Annotated in this window: 15 protein-coding genes; 10 read left to right on the top strand and 5 right to left on the bottom strand. The window is 73.8% G+C overall.

Annotation, left to right across the window (positions count from 1 at the left end):
- Positions 1–363: 363 nt before the first annotated feature.
- Positions 364–1,140: a hypothetical protein gene (locus ABZX30_RS20585; RefSeq protein ID WP_355935320.1), complete on the top strand. Its 777-nt coding sequence runs from the start codon at positions 364–366 to the stop codon at positions 1,138–1,140.
- A gap of 65 nt (positions 1,141–1,205) precedes the next feature.
- Here the strand turns inward: ABZX30_RS20585 and ABZX30_RS20580 are convergent, their stop codons facing one another.
- Positions 1,206–2,489, bottom strand: a complete 1,284-nt coding sequence (locus tag ABZX30_RS20580; protein ID WP_355935312.1) for a DUF1015 domain-containing protein — start codon at positions 2,487–2,489, stop codon at positions 1,206–1,208.
- Between the two features lie 73 nt (positions 2,490–2,562).
- On the opposite strand from ABZX30_RS20580, the gene ABZX30_RS20575 reads away from it, so the two are divergent.
- From ABZX30_RS20575 to ABZX30_RS20560, 4 genes are all read left to right on the top strand, one after another.
- Complete coding sequence (locus ABZX30_RS20575; RefSeq protein WP_355935310.1) at positions 2,563–3,591, top strand: HAD hydrolase-like protein; 1,029 nt, start codon at positions 2,563–2,565, stop codon at positions 3,589–3,591.
- Between the two features lie 76 nt (positions 3,592–3,667).
- Positions 3,668–4,711, top strand: coding sequence for an iron chelate uptake ABC transporter family permease subunit (locus tag ABZX30_RS20570; protein WP_355935308.1), 1,044 nt, complete (start codon positions 3,668–3,670; stop codon positions 4,709–4,711).
- Entirely contained in the window at positions 4,708–5,763 is a 1,056-nt protein-coding gene (locus tag ABZX30_RS20565) for an iron chelate uptake ABC transporter family permease subunit (RefSeq protein ID WP_355935306.1), read from the top strand. The genes ABZX30_RS20570 and ABZX30_RS20565 overlap by 4 nt, the downstream gene beginning before the upstream one ends.
- Positions 5,760–6,659 carry an ABC transporter ATP-binding protein gene (locus ABZX30_RS20560; RefSeq protein WP_355935305.1) on the top strand — a complete coding sequence of 300 codons (900 nt, stop codon included), beginning with the start codon at positions 5,760–5,762 and terminating at the stop codon, positions 6,657–6,659. The genes ABZX30_RS20565 and ABZX30_RS20560 overlap by 4 nt, the downstream gene beginning before the upstream one ends.
- On the opposite strand, the gene ABZX30_RS20555 is transcribed toward ABZX30_RS20560, so the two are convergent.
- Positions 6,643–6,990 (bottom strand): sterol-binding protein, encoded by a 348-nt coding sequence (locus tag ABZX30_RS20555; protein WP_355935304.1) that lies wholly within the window; start codon positions 6,988–6,990, stop codon positions 6,643–6,645. The genes ABZX30_RS20560 and ABZX30_RS20555 overlap by 17 nt on opposite strands.
- A 42-nt stretch (positions 6,991–7,032) precedes the next feature.
- On the opposite strand from ABZX30_RS20555, the gene ABZX30_RS20550 reads away from it, so the two are divergent.
- From ABZX30_RS20550 to ABZX30_RS20530, 5 genes are all read left to right on the top strand, one after another.
- Positions 7,033–7,332 (top strand): hypothetical protein, encoded by a 300-nt coding sequence (locus ABZX30_RS20550; protein ID WP_355935302.1) that lies wholly within the window; start codon positions 7,033–7,035, stop codon positions 7,330–7,332.
- A gap of 56 nt (positions 7,333–7,388) precedes the next feature.
- Entirely contained in the window at positions 7,389–8,204 is an 816-nt protein-coding gene (locus ABZX30_RS20545; protein WP_355935300.1) for a TlyA family RNA methyltransferase, read from the top strand.
- Positions 8,201–9,106 (top strand): NAD kinase, encoded by a 906-nt coding sequence (locus tag ABZX30_RS20540; protein ID WP_355935298.1) that lies wholly within the window; start codon positions 8,201–8,203, stop codon positions 9,104–9,106. The genes ABZX30_RS20545 and ABZX30_RS20540 overlap by 4 nt, the downstream gene beginning before the upstream one ends.
- 78 nt (positions 9,107–9,184) lie before the next feature.
- Complete coding sequence (recN, locus tag ABZX30_RS20535) at positions 9,185–10,903, top strand: DNA repair protein RecN (protein WP_355935318.1); 1,719 nt, start codon at positions 9,185–9,187, stop codon at positions 10,901–10,903.
- A gap of 743 nt (positions 10,904–11,646) precedes the next feature.
- Entirely contained in the window at positions 11,647–12,783 is a 1,137-nt protein-coding gene (locus tag ABZX30_RS20530; RefSeq protein WP_355935296.1) for a glycosyltransferase family 4 protein, read from the top strand.
- Positions 12,784–12,874: 91 nt separating this feature from the next.
- On the opposite strand, the gene ABZX30_RS20525 is transcribed toward ABZX30_RS20530, so the two are convergent.
- From ABZX30_RS20525 to ABZX30_RS20515, 3 genes are all read right to left on the bottom strand, one after another.
- Complete coding sequence (locus ABZX30_RS20525; protein WP_355935294.1) at positions 12,875–14,521, bottom strand: PucR family transcriptional regulator; 1,647 nt, start codon at positions 14,519–14,521, stop codon at positions 12,875–12,877.
- 64 nt (positions 14,522–14,585) lie between these two features.
- Positions 14,586–15,923 (bottom strand): FAD-binding oxidoreductase, encoded by a 1,338-nt coding sequence (locus ABZX30_RS20520; protein ID WP_355935293.1) that lies wholly within the window; start codon positions 15,921–15,923, stop codon positions 14,586–14,588.
- Positions 15,924–15,985: 62 nt separating this feature from the next.
- Positions 15,986–17,788 carry a glycoside hydrolase family 15 protein gene (locus tag ABZX30_RS20515; protein ID WP_355935317.1) on the bottom strand — a complete coding sequence of 601 codons (1,803 nt, stop codon included), beginning with the start codon at positions 17,786–17,788 and terminating at the stop codon, positions 15,986–15,988.
- Positions 17,789–18,227: the final 439 nt, after the last annotated feature.

Genomic DNA, 18,227 nt, shown 5'->3' with positions numbered 1-18,227 from the left:
GACGACCGTCGTGCCGGCGACCGCCCCGAGTTTCGTCGTGACGATCGCCGTGACGACCACCGCGGCGGCAGCCGACCGGACTTCCGTCGTGACGATCGCCGTGACGACAGGCGTGGCGGCAGCCGACCGGACTTCCGTCGCGATGACCGCCGCGATGACCGCCGTGACGACCGCCGTGATGACCGCGGTGGGTTCCGGGGCCGTGACGATCGCGGCCGTGACGACCGTGGGCGGGGCCCTCGTCGGGACGACCGCGGTGGTCGGCCCGGTGGCTTCCGAGGACGGGACGACCGTCGGGACGACCGCCGTGGCGGTGGCCGCTTCCGGGACGAGCGGGACCGGGACCGGGAGCCCATCAAGCGGCTGCCGATCCCCGAGGACGTCACCGGCGAGGAGATCGACAAGGACGTACGGCAGGAGCTGCAGAGCCTGCCGAAGACGCTCGCCGAGGATGTCGCCAAGAACCTGGTGATGGTCGCCCGGCTCATCGACGAGGACCCCGAGGGCGCCTACGGCTACTCCAGGGTGGCCCTGCGGCTGGCGTCCCGTGTCGCGGCCGTGCGGGAGGCCGCCGGGTTCGCCGCGTACGCGAGCCAGAAGTACAGCGAGGCGCTCGCCGAGTTCCGGGCCGCCCGGCGGATGACCGGCAACGTGGATCTGTGGCCCGTGATGGCCGACTGCGAGCGTGGGCTCGGGCGGCCGGAGAAGGCGCTGGACATGGCCGGGGCGCCCGAGGTGCAGAAGCTCGACAAGGCCGGGCAGGTCGAGATGCGGCTCGTCGCGGCAGGCGCCCGGCGTGACATGGGTCAGTTGGACGCGGCGATCGTGACGCTGCAGAGCTCCGAGCTGGCGTCCAACTCCGTGCAGCCGTGGACCGCGCGTCTGCGGTACGCCTACGCCGACGCGCTGCTCGCCGCCGGCCGGCGGGACGCGGCGCGGGACTGGTTCGCCAAGGCCGTCGAGGCCGACCGGGACGGCAGCACGGACGCCTCCGACCGGCTGGCGGAGCTGGACGGCGTGGAGTTCGTCGACGCGCTCGACCAGAGCGAGGACGAGGGCGACGACGGCGTCGTGGACGTCGTCACCGCCACCGCCACCGACACGGACACGGACACCGAAACCGACGCCGACGCAGTCTGACGGCTGGGCAGTGACAGGGCGGGATCCCCAGGGTCCCGCCCTCCGCCGTGCCGGATGCCGGGACGTCAGAGGTCCAGCGCCCGCAGCACCAGGCCCGACGCCGGTTTCGGTCCGAACGACGTCGACTTGCGCGGCATCATCACGCCCTGCCGGGCCAGGTCGCGGACGACGTCCTCGCGGACCGGGTGCAGCAGCACCGCCGTGCTGCCGTCGCCCTCCGCCTTGGCGACCGTGGCCCCCGCGTCGTGGATGTAGGCGATGTGCGCGGGAGAGTCCTCGGGGACGTGCCAGATGTGCTCGAGGAGCGTGGCGTGCAGCACGGTGGCGTCGAGGGTGCGCCACGCGGCCGGACGGTCCGTGGGGACCGTACGGGCCAGCAGGTCCTGGTCCGGGCGGTCGATCAGATGGAAGCCGCCGTCCCCGGCGAGCAGGAAGGCGTTGCCCGCGCACGCCGCGTCGGCGAGAACCGCCAGGGCCTCGGGCAGCGGCTTCTGCACGCGCGTCACCCGGAACAGGCCGTCGAGGGCCGACAGCGCGTCGGTGACCGGCAGGCCGTGCAGCAGACGGTGGATGGCGCGGACCCGGAGCGGATAGCGGACCGTGTCGACCAGGAGGACCAGGCCGTGGTCCCAGGGACCGGGGGAGGGGTGCTCCGTGCGGAGCAGCCGGTAGGTGGCCCAGCGGTGGTGGCCGTCGGCGATCAGGGCCTGGTGGCCGGACAGGTCCGAGCGGACGAGCGCCAGCTCGGCGGGGTCGGTCACCGACCAGAGGCGGTGGTGGAAGCCGTCCTCCGTGGTCGTCGACAACAGCGCGGGGTGTGCGGCGGTGCGTTCGATGACCTCGGCCGTCACGCCGTCGCCCCGGTAGGTCAGGAGCAGGGGCTCGAGGTTCGCGCAGGTCGCGCGCATCAGGGCGGCGCGTTCGGCGACGACGGGCGGCATGACGTCCTCGTGTGGCAGGACCACCCCCTCCGACGGGTCCGAGACGCGCAGCGCGCCGATGAGCCCGCGCTGGAGCAAGCCGTCGCCGTCGCACTGCTCGTAGACGTAGAGGCCCGGTACCGGGTCTGCGGTCAGGACCCCCTCGGCCAGCCAGCGGCGCAGGGTGTCGGCCGCCTGTTCGGTGCGGGCGCTCGGGGTGCCGGCCTGGGGCAGGATCAGCCGGACGATGTTGTACGGGTCGGCGGACTGGAGGTGGTGCAGGCCGTCGGGGCGTACCACGACGTCGTACGGCGGGGAGGTGACGGCGGCCAGGCTGCCGACCCGGTCGGGGTCGTAGCGGAGGCCTCGGAACGGGGTGAGTTCCAGTCCTCGGCGCGCCGTCGCTTCCGAGTGACCTGCAGTGTTCATCCCGGCATCGTACGTGCGCCAGTGGCGTGCGGCATGATCTGGGGAGGAGCGATCGAACGAGGAGCGATGCGGAATGAGCCAGGGCGTCAGGACCCGGCCCGAGGGCAGTGCGCGCCCCCTGAGCAGCGCGTATGACACGGCACTGCTCGATCTGGACGGGGTGGTGTACGCGGGTGGGAGCGCGATCGCGCACGCCGTCGACTCGCTGGCGATCGCCCGGGACGGAGGGATGCATCTGGCGTACGTCACCAACAACGCGCTGCGGACGCCGGACGCCGTCGCCGGGCATCTGACGGAGCTGGGCATACCGACGCGGGCCTGTGACGTCATCACCTCCGCGCAGGCGGTCGCGCGGCTGATCAGCGAGCAGGTGCCGGCGGGGGCGCGGGTGCTGGTGGTCGGCGGTGAGGGGCTGCGGGTGGCGCTGCGCGAGCGCGGCCTCGAGCCGGTGGAGTCGGCGGACGACGATCCGGTGGCGGTCGTGCAGGGGTACGGCGGACCCGAGCTGCCCTGGGGGCGGTTCGCGGAGGCGTCCTATGCCGTCGCGCGCGGGGTGCCCTGGTTCGCGTCCAACACCGACCTGACCATTCCGAGCGGGCGAGGCATCGCGCCGGGCAACGGCGCGGCCGTGGAGGTCGTACGGATCGCGACCGGCGCCGAGCCGCAGGTGGCGGGCAAGCCGTTGCCGCCCATGCACCGGGAGACGATCCTGCGCACGGGGGCCGAGCGGCCGCTGGTGGTCGGGGACCGGCTGGACACGGACATCGAGGGCGCCTTCAACGGGGACGTCGACTCGCTGCTTGTCCTCACCGGGGTGACCGACGGCGCCCAGCTGCTGGCCGCGTCGCCGCAGCACCGGCCGACGTATGTGGACGCCGATCTGCGGGGGCTGCTCACCGGACAGCCGGAGGTCGCTCGGGCGGACGGCGGCTTCGGCTGCGGCGGCTGGACGGCAAGGGCCGGGGACGAGCGGCTGGAGCTGGAGGGCGAGGGGGAGGCGCTCGACGGTCTGCGGGCGCTGTGTGCCGCGGCCTGGACGGCGGCCGGCGAGGGATCCTGCGAGCTGGACGGGGAGAAGGCGCTGGCGCGACTCGGACTCTGAGTGGTCCGGGAGGGGGCGGGGAAGCGGTCCCGGACTACGGGACCGTACGCGTACGAGGGTAGGCTAACCTAACTGCGTGTTGGTCGACAGTCCTCCCGAACAACGCGCGGACGCCGCCCCCGCGCCCCCAACCCGCCGGGCGGTACGGTCACTTGGGCTCCTGGTCGCGGTCGCGGCCCTGGTGCTGGTCGCTCTGGCGAGTATCGCGATAGGTGCCAAGGAGCTGTCGGTGGACCAGGTCTGGCACGGCCTGTTCCACGACACGGGGACGTACGGCGACGTCGTGGTCGACGAACGGCTCTCGCGCACCCTCCTCGGGCTGCTGGCCGGTGCCGCGCTCGGCCTGTCCGGGGCGGTGCTCCAGGCGCTCACCCGCAACCCGCTGGCCGATCCCGGACTCCTCGGCATCAACGCGGGTGCGTCGGCCGCGGTCGTCACGGCCATCACCTACCTGGGCGTCACCAGTCTCAGCGGCTATGTGTGGTTCGCGTTCGTGGGCGCCGCGGCCGTCGGGGCGCTGGTGTGGTTCCTCGGCGGCAGCCGGGGAGCGACGCCGGTACGGCTCGCGCTCGCCGGTACGGCGATCAGCGCCGCGCTCTACGGCTACCTCCAGGCCGTGATGATCATGGACGACGCGGCGCTCGGCAGGATGCGGTTCTGGACGGTGGGTTCGCTGTCCTCGGCCACCGGCTCGACCATCGCGCAGGTCCTGCCGTTCCTCGCGGCCGGCACCGTCCTCGCACTGCTGCTCGCGCGGCCGCTGAACGCCCTGGCGATGGGCGACGACACCGCCCGTGCCCTCGGCGCCGACCTGGGCCGCACCCGCGCCCTGGCCATGCTCGCCGCCACCGTGCTGTGCGGGGCCGCGACGGCCGCCTGCGGGCCGATCATGTTCGTCGGCCTGATGGTGCCGCACGCCGTGCGCTCCTTCACCGGCCCCGACCTGCGCTGGATCCTGCCGTACGCCACGGTCCTGTCGCCCGTGCTGCTGCTCGGCGCCGATGTCATCGGCCGGATGGTCGCCCGGCCCGCGGAGCTCCAGGTCGGGGTCGTCACCGCGCTCATCGGCGGCCCGGTCTTCATCCTGCTGGTACGACGGCGGAGGACGGCGCGGCTGTGAGCAACCCTCGGAAGCGTCCCGCGGTCCGTGCCCTGCGCACTCCCGGCGGGCTGTCCGTCCGCGTGGACCTCCGCGCGCTGGCCGTCGTCGTCCTGCTGCTGTTCGCCGCGCTCACCGCGAGCGTCCTGCTGATCGGCACCGGTGACTTCCCGATCTCCGCCACCGGCGTCCTCAGGACGCTGACCGGCAACGGCAGCCAGATCCAGGAGTACATCGTCCGCGACCTGCGCCTGCCGCGCGTCCTGGTCGGTCTCCTGGTGGGTGCCTCGCTCGGTCTCGGCGGCGCCCTGTTCCAGTCCGTCTCCCGCAACCCGCTGGGCAGCCCGGACGTGCTCGGCCTCTCCCAGGGCTCGACGGCCGGGGCGCTGGTCGTGATCGTGCTGCTGTCCGGGAACGCCACCGAGGTCACCGTCGGCGCGCTGACCGGCGGCCTGGTGACCGGGTTCGCCCTGTACCTGCTCGCCTGGAAGCAGGGGGTGCACGGTTACCGGCTGGTCCTGGTGGGCATCGGCGTCTCCGCGGTCGTCACGGCGGTCAACGGCTACCTCCTCACCAAGGCCGACCTCGTCGACGCGGCCCGCGCGGTGGTGTGGATGACCGGCTCCCTCAACGGCCGCGACTGGGACCAGGTCTGGCCGCTGCTCGCCCTGTGCGCGGTGCTCGTACCGCTGGTCCTCGCCCACGCGCGGGGCCTCAGGACGATGGAGATGGGCGACGACGTCAGCTACGCGCTGGGGGTCCGGGCGGAGCGGGTACGGCTGGTGCTGATGGTCTCCGCCGTCGTGCTGACCGCCGCGGCGACGGCCGCCGCGGGGCCCGTCACCTTCGTGGCGCTCACCGCGCCGCAGCTCGCCCGGCGCCTGACCCGCTCGCCCGGGCCCAACCTGGTGGCCTCCCTGTGCATGGGCGCCACGCTGCTGGTCACCGCCGACTGGGCGGCGCAGCGCGCCTTCGGCGCCGACCAGCTGCCGGTGGGCGTGGTCACCGGGGTCCTGGGCGGTCTCTACCTCCTGTGGCTGCTGGTCACCGAGCGCAGGGCGGGCCGGATATGAGTGCCGCCCGCGAAACGACCGGCGACACCGCCCGCGACACCACCGGCGGGACGAACAACCGAAGGAGCACCGTGAACCGTCTGTCCGCCGACCGCGTCACCCTCGCCTACGACCGCCGCGTCATCGCCGAGCAGCTGTCGGTGGAGATCCCCGACAACTCCTTCACGGTCATCGTCGGCCCCAACGCGTGCGGCAAGTCGACGCTCCTGCGGGCGCTGTCGCGGATGCTCCGGCCGAGCGAGGGCCGGGTGCTGCTCGACGGGCAGGCCATCCAGTCGCTGCCCGCGAAGAAGGTCGCGCGGACGCTCGGTCTGCTGCCGCAGTCGTCGATCGCGCCGGACGGGATCACCGTCGGTGACCTGGTGGGCCGCGGCCGGTACCCGCACCAGGGGATCCTCAGGCAGTGGTCCGCCGAGGACGAGCGGGTGGTGCGGGAGTCGATGGCGCAGACCGGGGTCGCCGAGCTGGCCGACCGTTACGTGGACGAGCTGTCGGGCGGTCAGCGGCAGCGCGTGTGGATCGCGATGGCGCTCGCCCAGCAGACCCCGCTGCTGCTCCTCGACGAGCCCACCACCTACCTGGACATCCAGCACCAGATCGACGTCCTCGACCTGTGCGCCGAGCTGCACGAGACCCAGGGCCGCACCCTGGTCGCCGTCCTGCACGACCTCAACCACGCCGCCCGGTACGCCACCCACCTCGTCGCCCTGCGCGACGGCAGGGTGATCGCCGAGGGGGCGCCCGGCGACATCGTCACGGCCGAGCTGGTCGAGGAGGTCTTCGGGCTGCGCTGCCAGGTCATCGACGATCCGGAGACGGACACGCCGCTGGTGGTGCCGGCCGCGCGCAGGGCACGCGCGCGGGTGGGCACGGCCGGCGCTACAGAAGCTTCCTGAGCCGGAACAGGTCCAGCAGGCTCGCTTCCAGCCTGACCCGGTTCGAGCCCCAGGCCTTCGCGAAGTGCAGCTCGCCGCCGACCATCGCGACCAGGTCGTCGCCGGTCATGGCCAGCCGTATCTGGGCCTTCTCCGGCGGAGGGCCCTGAAGGGTCTCGTCCACCTCGATCCGGCCGTCGGTGAGCCGGCCGACGAAGGTGACGTCCAGGTCCGTGACGTGGCAGCTCACCGAGCGGTCCATGGCCGCGGCCGCGCGGACGTGGCCCGCGGCACCCTGCATGTGGTCCGAGAGCCTTTCCAGCGCTGCCCGGCACTCATCGATCGTCGCCATCACGATCGACGGTACCGCAGCGCTTCGCGGTAGCGTCTGGGCATGAACGACAGCGACTCAGTGCCCCGGGCCGGGACGGACGGGGAGGCGGACGCTCCGGCCGGACCCGTCGCCTACGACCCGGCCGCCCCGGCTCCCCTGCACGTGGCCCGCACGCCCACCGGCAACGCCGACGTGGACGCCCGGCTGGAGCGGCTGGCCGACGCCGACCACCTCGCCACCGACGGCCATCCGGAGGTGTACGAGGATGTACACAGGGGGCTGCGCGACGCGCTCACCGCGCTCGACGCCCGCCCGGGGCCTCCGGTTCCCACCCGTCACCCGACCACCGCCCCTCGATGAGACCCTTCGGGTCACACCTTTCGAATCGCCGTACCAGAGCAGGAGCTGAACCGAACGTGGCAGGAGTCGCACGCCGCCGACTGGACGCGGAGCTGGTCCGCCGGAAGCTCGCACGCTCGCGCGAGCACGCCGGCCAGCTGATCGCCGCCGGGCGGGTCACCGTCGGCAAGACCGTCGCGACCAAACCGGCCACACAGGTGGAGAGCGCCGCCGCGATCGTCGTGGCGACCGACGACAGCGACCCGGAGTACGTCTCCCGCGGCGGCCACAAACTGGCCGGCGCGCTTCAGGTCTTCGTCCCCCGGGGGCTGGTCGTCGAGGGGCGGCGGGCGCTGGACGCCGGCGCGTCCACCGGGGGGTTCACCGACGTCCTGCTGCGGGCCGGCGCCGCGCACGTCGTCGCCGTGGACGTGGGATACGGACAACTCGCCTGGTCTCTGCGCAACGATGAACGCGTCACCGTCAAGGACCGTACGAACGTACGCGAGTTGACGCTTGAAGCGATCGATGGGGAACCTGTGGATCTTGTCGTGGGCGATCTGTCCTTCATCCCGCTCGGGCTGGTGCTGCCGGCCCTGGCGCGGTGCGTGAAGCCGGACGCCGACTTGGTGATGATGGTCAAGCCGCAGTTCGAGGTGGGGAAGGAACGGCTGGGCAGCGGGGGTGTCGTACGGAGTCCGCAGCTGCGGGCGGAGGCCGTGCGGGGCGTGGCCGAGAAGGCGTGGCAACTGGGGCTCGGGGTGAAGGGTGTCACCGCCAGTCCGTTGCCCGGGCCTTCCGGGAACGTCGAGTATTTTCTGTGGCTGCGTGCCGGGGCGCCCGCTCCGGACGCGGCCGATGTTGACCGTGCAGTGGCGGAGGGGCCGCGTTGACACAGAACCGAGCTCGTACAGTTTTCCTGCTCGCGCACACCGGGCGGCCGGCGGCCATCCGCAGTGCCGAACTGGTGGTCAAGGGGCTGCTGCGGGCGGGCGTCGGCGTACGGGTGCTCGAGTACGAGGCGCGTGACCTGCCGCTGCCCGAGGAGGTGGAGCTCGTCGAGGAGGCGACTCCGCAGAGCCTCGACGGCTGCGAGCTGCTCATCGTGCTCGGCGGTGACGGGACGCTGCTGCGCGGCGCCGAGTTCGCCCGGGCGTCCGGCGTGCCGATGCTCGGCGTCAACCTCGGCAGCGTCGGGTTCCTCGCGGAGGCCGAGCGGGACGACCTCGACAAAGTCGTCGACCGGGTGGTGAGCAAGGCGTACGAGGTCGAGGAGCGGATGACCGTCGATGTCGTCGTGCACCGCAACGGCGACATCGTGCACACCGACTGGGCGCTGAACGAGGCGGCCGTGCAGAAGGCGGGCGCCGAGAAGCTGCTCGAGGTCGTGCTGGAGATCGACGGGCGGCCGGTGACCGGGTTCGGCTGCGACGGGATCGTGCTGTCGACGCCGACCGGGTCCACGGCGTACGCGTTCTCCGCGGGCGGGCCCGTGGTGTGGCCCGAGGTGGAGGCGCTGCTGATGGTGCCGATCAGCGCGCACGCGCTGTTCGCGAAGCCGTTGGTGACCTCGCCGAACTCGGTGCTCGCGGTGGAGGTCCTGCCGAACATCCCGCCGGGGGTGCTGTGGTGCGACGGCCGGCGGACCGTCGAGCTGCCGCCCGGGGCGCGGATCGAGGTACGGCGCGGGGCCGTGCCGGTGCGGCTGGCCCGGCTGCACCACGCGTCCTTCACGGACCGGCTGGTGGCGAAGTTCGCGCTGCCGGTCTCCGGGTGGCGGGGGGCCCCGCACTAGACCTCCACCCGCCCGGGTGACAGGGCACCTCGCACTTCGGTGGCCGGACCTCGTAAGGTCTTCTCCGTGCTGGAAGAGATGCGGATACGGTCACTCGGGGTCATCGACGACGCCGTCGTCGAGCTGTCGCCCGGGTTCACCGCCGTCACCGGTGAGACGGGGGCGGGCAAGACCATGGTGGTCACCAGCCTGGGGCTGTTGCTGGGCGGGCGGGCCGACGCGGCGCTCGTGCGGATCGGGGCCGGGAAGGCCGTCGTGGAGGGACGGATCGCCGTGCCCGCGGACGCCTCGGCCCTGGTAAGGGCCGAGGAGGCCGGGGCCGAGCTGGACGACGGGGCGCTGCTGATCAGCCGTACCGTCTCCGCCGAGGGACGGTCCCGGGCGCACCTCGGCGGGCGGAGCGTGCCGGTGGGGCTGCTCGCCGAGCTCGCCGACGACCTGGTGGCCGTGCACGGGCAGACCGACCAGCAGGGACTGCTGAAACTGTCCCGGCAGCGGCAGGCGCTCGACCGGTACGCGGGCGACGCCGTCACCGTGCCGCTGGCCAAGTACGGCGAGGCCTACCGGCGGCTGCGGGCCGTCTCCACCGAGCTGGAGGAGATCGTCACGCGCGCGCGTGAGCGGGCCCAGGAAGCCGACATGCTGCGGTACGGGCTCGACGAGATCGCTGGTGTGGAGCCGCGGGCCGGTGAGGACGCGGAGCTCGCGGGGGAGGCCGAGCGGCTGGGGCACGCGGAGGCGCTGGCGTCCGCCGCCACGGCCGCGCACGCCGCTCTCGCGGGCAATCCGGAGGACCCCGAGGGCATCGACGCGGCCACCCTGGTGGCGGGCGCGCACCGGGCCCTGGAGGCCGTGCGGTCGCACGACCCGGCGCTGGCCTCCCTCACCGACCGGATCGGGGAGATCGGGATCCTCCTCGGCGACGTGGCGGGCGAGCTGGCCGGGTACGCCGACGACCTGGACGCCGACCCGCTGCGGCTGGCCGCCGTGGAGGAGCGCAGGGCGGCGCTGAACGCTCTCACCCGGAAGTACGGGGACGACATCGACGCCGTCCTGGCGTGGGCCGAGCAGGGCGCCGCGCGGCTGACCGAACTGGACGGCGACGACGAGCGGATCGATGAGCTGACCGCCGAACGGGACGCGCTGCGGGCCGAACTGGGCGGGCTGGCGCAGGCCCTGACGGACGCGCGGACGGAGGCCGCCGAGCGGTTCGCCGCCGCGGTGACCGCCGAGCTGGCCTCGCTCGCCATGCCGCACGCGCGCGTGTCCTTCGACATCCGGCAGACCGAGGATCCCGAGGGCGTGGAGGTCGGCGGGCGGACGGTCGCCTGCGGGCCGTCGGGCGCGGACGAGGTGGAGCTGCTGCTCGCCCCGCACCCGGGTGCTCCGCCGCGGCCCATCGCCAAGGGCGCGTCCGGCGGTGAGCTCTCGCGCGTGATGCTCGCCGTGGAGGTCGTGTTCGCGGGCACGGACCCGGTGCCGACGTACCTCTTCGACGAGGTCGACGCCGGTGTCGGCGGCAAGGCGGCGGTCGAGATCGGGCGGCGGCTCGCGAAGCTCGCCAAGTCCGCGCAGGTCGTGGTCGTCACCCACCTTCCGCAGGTCGCGGCCTTCGCCGACCGGCAGCTGCTGGTCGAGAAGACCAACGACGGGTCCGTCACCCGGTCCGGCGTCAAGGTGCTCGAGGGCGAGGAGCGGATCCGCGAGCTGTCCCGGATGCTGGCCGGCCAGGAGGACTCGGAGGCGGCCCGGGCGCACGCGGAGGAACTGCTGGCCACGGCTCGCGCCGAGGAGTAGCGGCGACTCAAGGGCCGGGCGCGTTCAAGGGGTCGTGGCCGTCGCCGGCTCCCCGGCACGGGATGCCGGGACGAACAGGCTCATCAGGGTGTCCAGCCGGCAGCGCGACGCCCGGCTCGGTGGTGCCCTCGCCGGGCTGACCGAGACCGAACAGCAGGTGCTGCTGCTCGGTCTCGCGGCTGGTGAGCCGTCTCGCCGACTCACCGGGCGGCCGCTTTGGCCACCCGCCCCGAACCCGCTGACGGAGGCTTCCGTGCCCTGGTCCGACCACGCCATCCGGTGGCACGTCCATCCCCTCGGTTTCCTCCGCTCGGTTTCCTCCGCGCCGAACGCGCCGCCCTCGCTCCGGGCGAAGCACCGCGCCACCGGCTGCCCGTCCTGGCCGATCGGCTGCGCACCACTGGCTCCGACGGGGTGTGGCCGGCCGGCGGCCGGACGCCGCGTACGCGGTGCCGCGGTCCCGGCGAGGTCACCAGCTGGGAGCGAAGCGGCGTGACCGTGGTCGCCTTCCCGTGAAGCTCGGGCGAGTGGGCGGTTGTTCACTCGTGTGAGTGATGCCTGTCGCCGTACGGGCCGTCCCCGGCGGGATCGCGGCTCCCGGGCGGGCCCGGAACACCCGTACGTGCTGGCATCCTTGGCAGGGAACCCCGCAGGCGTAGGAGGCGCGCGGTACACCCCTCCGCCCGATACCTTCTGTACGTCCCTTCGTGACCGCCCGACGCCGAACCAGGAGCCCCGGCCACGTGAGCCCCGCGAGCAGTACCTCACCGCACGGTCAGTCGCCGCTGCGCACCGTGCAGGTCCTGGGCGGGGGCAACGCCGGCAGCAGCGCGCACGTGCGCTCCCTGGCCGCAGGACTGGTCGCCCGGGGCGTGCGGGTCACGGTGTGCGCCCCCGTCGAGGCCGATCACACCTACGACTTCACCGGGGTCGGCGCCGACCACGTGCACGTGCCCCGCAGCAGTGACCCGGTCTCGGTGGCGGCGCTGCGGGCGGCCTGCTCGCACGCGGACCTGGTGCACGCGCACGGGTTGCACGCCTCCTTCCGGGCGGTGCTGGCGCTCAGCGGCCGGCCCATCCCGCTCGTCGTCACCTGGCACAACCGGGCCGAGGTCGAGGGCGCGCGGGCGCATCTGCTGCGGGTGCTGGAGCGGCGGGTGGTGCGGGCGGCGGCCGTGGTGCTCGGCACGACCTCGGACCTCGTGGACCGGGCGCGCCGCACCGGAGCCCGCGACGCCCGGCTCGCCGCCGTCGCCCTGCCCGGGGCGCGGCCCGCCCCGGACCAGGACGACCCGGACCGGCTGCGGCCCAAGGCCCGGGCCGAACTCGGCGCCACCGGACGCCCGTTGCTCATGGCGGTCGGCTCGCTCGACCGGCAGCGGGGCTACGACGTCCTGCTGGACGCGGCACGGCTGTGGAGCCGCCGGGACCCCGTGCCGCTGCTCGTCATCGCGGGGGAGGGGCCGTTGCGCCCGGCGCTCCAGCGGCGGATCGAGGCGGAGGAACTGCCGGTCCGGCTCATCGGGCGCCGGGACGACATCGGTGACCTGCTCGTCGCCGCCGACATCGCGCTGCTGTCCAGCAGGTGGGAGCCCCGCTCCGTCCTCGCCCAGGAGGCGCTGCACGCGCGCGTGCCGCTCGTCGCGACCGCCGTCGGCGGTGTCCCCGACCTCGTGGGCGATGCCGCCGAACTCGTCCCGTACGGGGACGCGGCGGCGCTGGCGAACGCCGTCGACCGGCTGCTCGGCGACCCCGAGCGGTGCGAGGAGCTCAAGGCCAGGGGCGTGCGGCAGGCGGCCACCTGGCCCACCGAGGACCAGACGGTCGCCCAGGTCCTCAGCGTCTACGACGAGTTGACCCAGCCCCGCCCGCTCCCCTGAGCTCCGCCGAGGACCGGGACCGACCACCCCGCCGGCCCACGTGCCGGACCGGGACGGGGGCGGCGTTCGTTTCCCCGTCCGCCGGACGGGGCTACGGCACGTGCCGGCGGGCCCGCAGGGCGAGGCTCAGCGCCAGGACCGTCTGCGGGTCGTCGAGGTCGGTACCGAGCAACTCGCCGATGCGGGCGAGGCGGTTGTAGAGCGTCTGGCGGTTGAGGTGCAGCTCGCGGGCGGTCTCGGCCTTGCGGCCCGCATGGGCCAGGTAGGTCTCCAGGGTGGGCAGCAGCGGCGGCTTGGAGCGGTCGTCGTGGTCGCGCAGCGGGCCGATGGCCCGGTCCACGAAGGCCGCCAGGTCCGGGTGGTCGCGCAGCCGCCACAGCAGCAGGTCGATGTCCAGGCGCCGGGCGTCGTACCAGGGCCGGTCGCTCAGGCCCTGCGCCGCCGTCGCCGTCTCCGCCGCGTGCCGGAGCCCGGCCGATGCCGCCGCCCAGCCACCGGCCACCCCGACCACCACCACGGGCGGCTGGGCCCCGGGCCGCTGCATCCCCGCCCGCTCCGCTCCGGCCCGCAGCGCCGCCGCGACCCGGTCCGCGACCGCCGGCCGCTCCGCCTCCGAGCGCAGACCCACCAGCAGCGGGACCCGGCCCTCGACCGGCCGCACGCCGAGCAGCACCGGCACCCCGACCGAGGCCAGCTCCTCGGCGACCGCACGGGCCAGGACCGCCCAGCCCCCGCCAGGGGACAGAGCGTCCCCGAGCCGCATCACGACCGGCAGCAGCGGGCTGCCGCCCGGCTTGAAGCCCAGCACCCGGGCCTGCGCCGGGGCGTCCTGCGCCGCGATCCGCCCCTCGGCGAGGTCGGTGAGGAAGTCGCCGCGCCCACGCGCCGCCAGCTCCTCCTCCTGCCGGGCCTGCATCAGCACCACGGCGAGGATGCCCGCGGCCCGTTCGGCGGCCATGCGGTGCACCGGGGCGAGCGGCCCCAGGACGGGCAGCAGCACCAGCCGGGCCCGCACCGCGCCCGTGCCCGGGCCGCCGCCGGGCACGTCCACCAGGACCGAGCCCGCCGGTGGCGGAGCGTCCTTGTGCGGGTCGCGCAGCCCCTCCCAGACCTGCAGCGGATCGGCGCCCTCGGACCCGGCCCCGGCGGCGTACAGCAGCCGGCCGTCCGTGGTCTCCAGGAAGACCGGGTTGCCGCTGAAGCCGGCCAGGACGCCGAGCACCTGCGGCACCCCGCCACCCCCGAGGAGGGCCTCGGTACAGCGCCGGTGCACTTCCTCCGCCCGCTGCAGCAGCGCGTAGTGGCCGTTGACGATCTCGGTGTGGATCTCCTCGGTGACCGTGACGAAGGGCACCTCGCGGTGCAGCTGGACCAGTGGCAGCCCGGCACCGCGGGCGGTGTCCACCAGGGCGGCGGGCAACCGGGTGAAACGCGGCCCCAGCTCCACGACCAGGGCGGCGATGCCCCGCTCGGCGAGGGTGCGGACGAACGCCCGCTGGTCGGCCGGGCGGGTGCCGAGGCCGTAGCCGGTGGTGAGCAGCAGCTCGCCGCCCTTCAGCAGCGAGGCGATGTGGGGCACCTCGCCCGCGTGCACCCAGCGGACGGTGCGCCCCAGCCGGTCGGCGCCCGCCAGGATCTCCGGCAGGCCGCTGCGCAGCCCGGGCAGCTCCAGGGCTCGCTGAACGGTGATGCCGGCACCCTGGGCGGCGAAGCCGCCGCTGTCCGCACTGCTGTTCATGCAGCGGACGCTACCTGCGAAAACGTCAGGAGGACAGCGTCGGCCCGGCGCCGGAGCCGACGGCCTACACCGGCTTGATGTTGTGGTTGAAGCGGAACACGTTGTCGGGGTCGTACCGCCGCTTCACCTTCTCCAGCCGCAGCAGGTTCCCCGCGCCCAGGCCCGCCCGGACCCGCTCGGGGCCCTCGTCGCCGACCAGGCCGAGGCAGACCGCACCGGCGCTCCAGGGCCGGACGTCGGCGCGGGCGTCCCGTACCCAGGCCAGGGCGCGCTCGTCGTCGGCCGGGTCGGCCCAGCGGGCGAGGGGGTGCGCCACCCAGGGCGCGCTCCGGTACGGCACCGGGTACCGGTCGGGCCCGGCGGCGGCGGCGCCGCCGAGCGGGAGGAGCGTGTACCGGGACCCGCTCGGCACGGGCACGGCCTCCGCGCGGGCGCAGAAGCGGTCCACCAGGTCGTCGGGCAGACCGGTCAGGCACTGAGCCGACCAGTGGGCGCGCAGCCCGGGAGCGAGGTCCAGCAGACGCCGGGCCCCGGCGCCCGGCAGCTCCGCCTCGTGCGGCAGCGCGAGCAGCGGCCCGGCGAGCCTCCGCAGGTCCGCCGCACCGCCCGCGTACGTCAGCAGCGCGCCGTACCCGGCTCTGTCCGCAGCCGGGTAGAACACGGCGCCGCCCAGCCGGTCGGGACCGCCGGCGATGATCTCGCGGAAGGCGCGGACCACCTCCCGCCCGTACGCGGGGCGGTGCAGCAGCAGCGTGACGGAGAACTCCGGGAGCTCGTGCAGTTCCAGGGTGAGCGCGGTGGCGATGCCGAAGTTGCCGCCGCCGCCGTGCAGCGCCCAGAACAGCTCGGGGTTCTCGTCGGGGTTGGCACGGACCCGTTCGGCGTCGGCGGTGACCAGCTCGACGCCGATCAGGTCGTCCACGGCGAGGCCGAAGAAGCGGTCCAGCAGGCCGGTGCCGCCGCCCAGGACGAAGCCGCCGACGCCGATGCCGGATGCCCGGCCGCCGGTGCCGGCCAGGCCGTACGGCCGGGTGGCCCGGTCGAGGTCACCCGTCGTGGCGCCGCCCTCGACCCGTACCGCCTCGGCCGCCGGATCGACGGTCACCTCGTGCATCCGGCGCAGGTCCACCACGAGAGCTCCGTGGTCCGGCGGCGGGCCCGCGAGACCGTGTCCGCCGCCGCGCACGGCGATGTGCAGGTCCAGGTCCCGGGCGAACCGCACCGCCCGTACGACGTCCGCCTCGTGCGCGCACCGCGCGATCACCGCGGGCCGCCGGTCCACCCGCGCGTCGAAGCACGCGCGGGCCTGGTCGTACCCCGGGTCCCCGGGCGCGAACACCTCGCCGGCCAGATCCTCACGCAGCGCGTCGAGCGCCGCGCCCGCCTTGGAACGGGAAGCCATGGCAGCCCCCTTCCGCAAGGGTGCCGCTCTCCAGCCTAGGGCCCGCCGTGCGGGCGCGTGCGTCAGCCTCCGTACGCGCCCGAAGCCGTCAGCCGCAGCGCCGTGTCGATCAGCGGGACGTGGCTGAAGGCCTGCGGGAAGTTGCCGACCTGGCGCTTGCGGCGCGGGTCCCACTCCTCGGCGAGCAGACCGAGGTCGTTGCGCAGGGACAGCAGCTTCTCGAACAGCTTGCGGGCCTCGTCCACGCGGCCGATCATCGCCAGGTCGTCCGCCATCCAGAACGAGCAGGCCAGGAAGGCGCCCTCGTCGCCGGGGAGGCCGTCGACGCCCTCGTGCTCGCCCTCGGTGGGGTAGCGCAGGATGAAGCCGTCGGTCGTGGACAGCTCGCGCTGGATGGCCTCGATGGTGCCGATGACCCGCTTGTCGTCCGGCGGCAGGAAGCCCATCTGCGGGATCAGCAGCAGGGAGGCGTCCAGTTCCTTCGAGCCGTAGGACTGCGTGAACGTGTTGCGCTCCTTGTCGTACCCCTTCTCGCACACGTCCCGGTGGATGTCGTCGCGCAGCTCGCGCCACCGCTCCAGCGGGCCGTCGGCGTCGCCGGACTCGATCAGCTTGATCGTGCGGTCCACCGCGACCCAGGCCATGACCTTCGAGTGCACGAAGTGGCGGCGCGGGCCGCGCACCTCCCAGATGCCCTCGTCCGGCTCGTCCCAGTGGTCCTCCAGGTAGCGGATCAGCTTCAGCTGGAGCAGGGAGGCGTAGTCGTGGCGGGCCAGGCCGGTCATGTGGGCGAGGTGCAGGGCCTCGGTGACCTCGCCGTACACGTCCAGCTGGAGCTGGTGCGCGGCTCCGTTGCCGACCCGGACCGGGGCGGAGTTCTCGTAGCCGGGCAGCCAGTCCAGCTCGGCCTCGCCCAGCTCGCGCTCGCCGGCCAGGCCGTACATGATCTGCAGGTTCTCGGGGTCGCCGGCCACGGCCCGCAGCAGCCACTCGCGCCAGGCGCGGGCCTCCTCGCGGTAGCCGGTGCGCAGCAGGGAGGACAGGGTGATCGCCGCGTCGCGCAGCCAGGTGTAGCGGTAGTCCCAGTTGCGGACGCCGCCGATGTCCTCCGGCAGCGAGGTCGTGGGGGCGGCGACGATGCCGCCGGTCGGGGCGTACGTCAGCGCCTTCAGCGTGATCAGCGAGCGGATCACCGCCTCGCGGTACGGACCGTGGTACGTACAGTGCTCGACCCACTCGCGCCAGAAGTCCTCCGTCGCCACCAGCGACTGCTCCGGCTCCGGCAGAGCCGGGGGTTCCTTGTGAGAGGGCTCCCAGGAGATCGTGAACGCGATCCGGTCACCCGGGGCGACGGTGAAGTCCGCGTAGGTCGTCAGCGACTTCCCGTACGTCTCGGCCTCGGTGTCGAACCACACGGAGTCCGGTCCGGCGACGGCGACCGTACGGCCCTCGTGCTTGTGCACCCACGGCACCACCCGGCCGTAGGAGAACCGCATCCTGAGGACCGAGCGCATCGGTACCCGCCCGGAGACGCCCTCGACGATCCGGATCAGCTGCGGCGCCCCGTCACGCGGGGGCATGAAGTCGATCACGCGGACCGTGCCGCGCGGGGTGTCCCACTCCGACTCCAGGATCAGCGAGTCGCCCCGGTAGGTGCGCCGGGCGGCGGTGGGCGGCTCGGCGTCGGCCGCGTGGGCCGGACCGAGACGCCAGAAGCCGTGCTCCTCGGTGCCCAGCAGACCGGCGAAGATGGCATGCGAGTCGAAGCGGGGCAGGCACAGCCAGTCCACTGTCCCGTCCCGGCAGACCAGGGCAGCGGTCTGCATGTCTCCGATGAGTGCGTAGTCTTCGATGCGCCCGGCCACGTGCTTCTCCAGTCGAACGGCCACGTCGCCCCCACGGAAGAGGGCTGTCGCTAGTGCGGTCAAGGGGTCGTTGTTGTGCGTCGTTGAGCGGTGAAGCAAAGCAGCCCGCCGAGCCCTGAGGCAAAACGACAGTCTTTGCTCAACGAACTGACGAGCTCTCGTTGTTCCGGTGCTTACGGGCGGGGGTGGTGCCGTGTTCTCCGGGCGGGCTCGGCAGCGAGTGTCCGAGCAGGATACGACGCACGTAGATGATCTGCGTCCCGCTCCGGGCAACCCGTGTGGGCCGAACGAGTGAGCCTCGGGTGAGAGACCCGTGCTCGTGGCACGTCCGTGGCGGCCCGTGCGCGGAGCGTGGCCGGAAGCCATCTCTCCGCGGCGCTGATACCCTGGTAGCCCGTGGACCGGTGGGCACGAAACCCCCGAACCGCAGCGACGGCGC

Origin of the sequence: Streptomyces sp. NPDC004542 (assembly GCF_040610035.1) — a bacterium.
In the GTDB taxonomy this organism is placed as follows: domain Bacteria; phylum Actinomycetota; class Actinomycetes; order Streptomycetales; family Streptomycetaceae; genus Streptomyces.
This window is presented reverse-complemented; position numbering and strand designations above follow the sequence as displayed.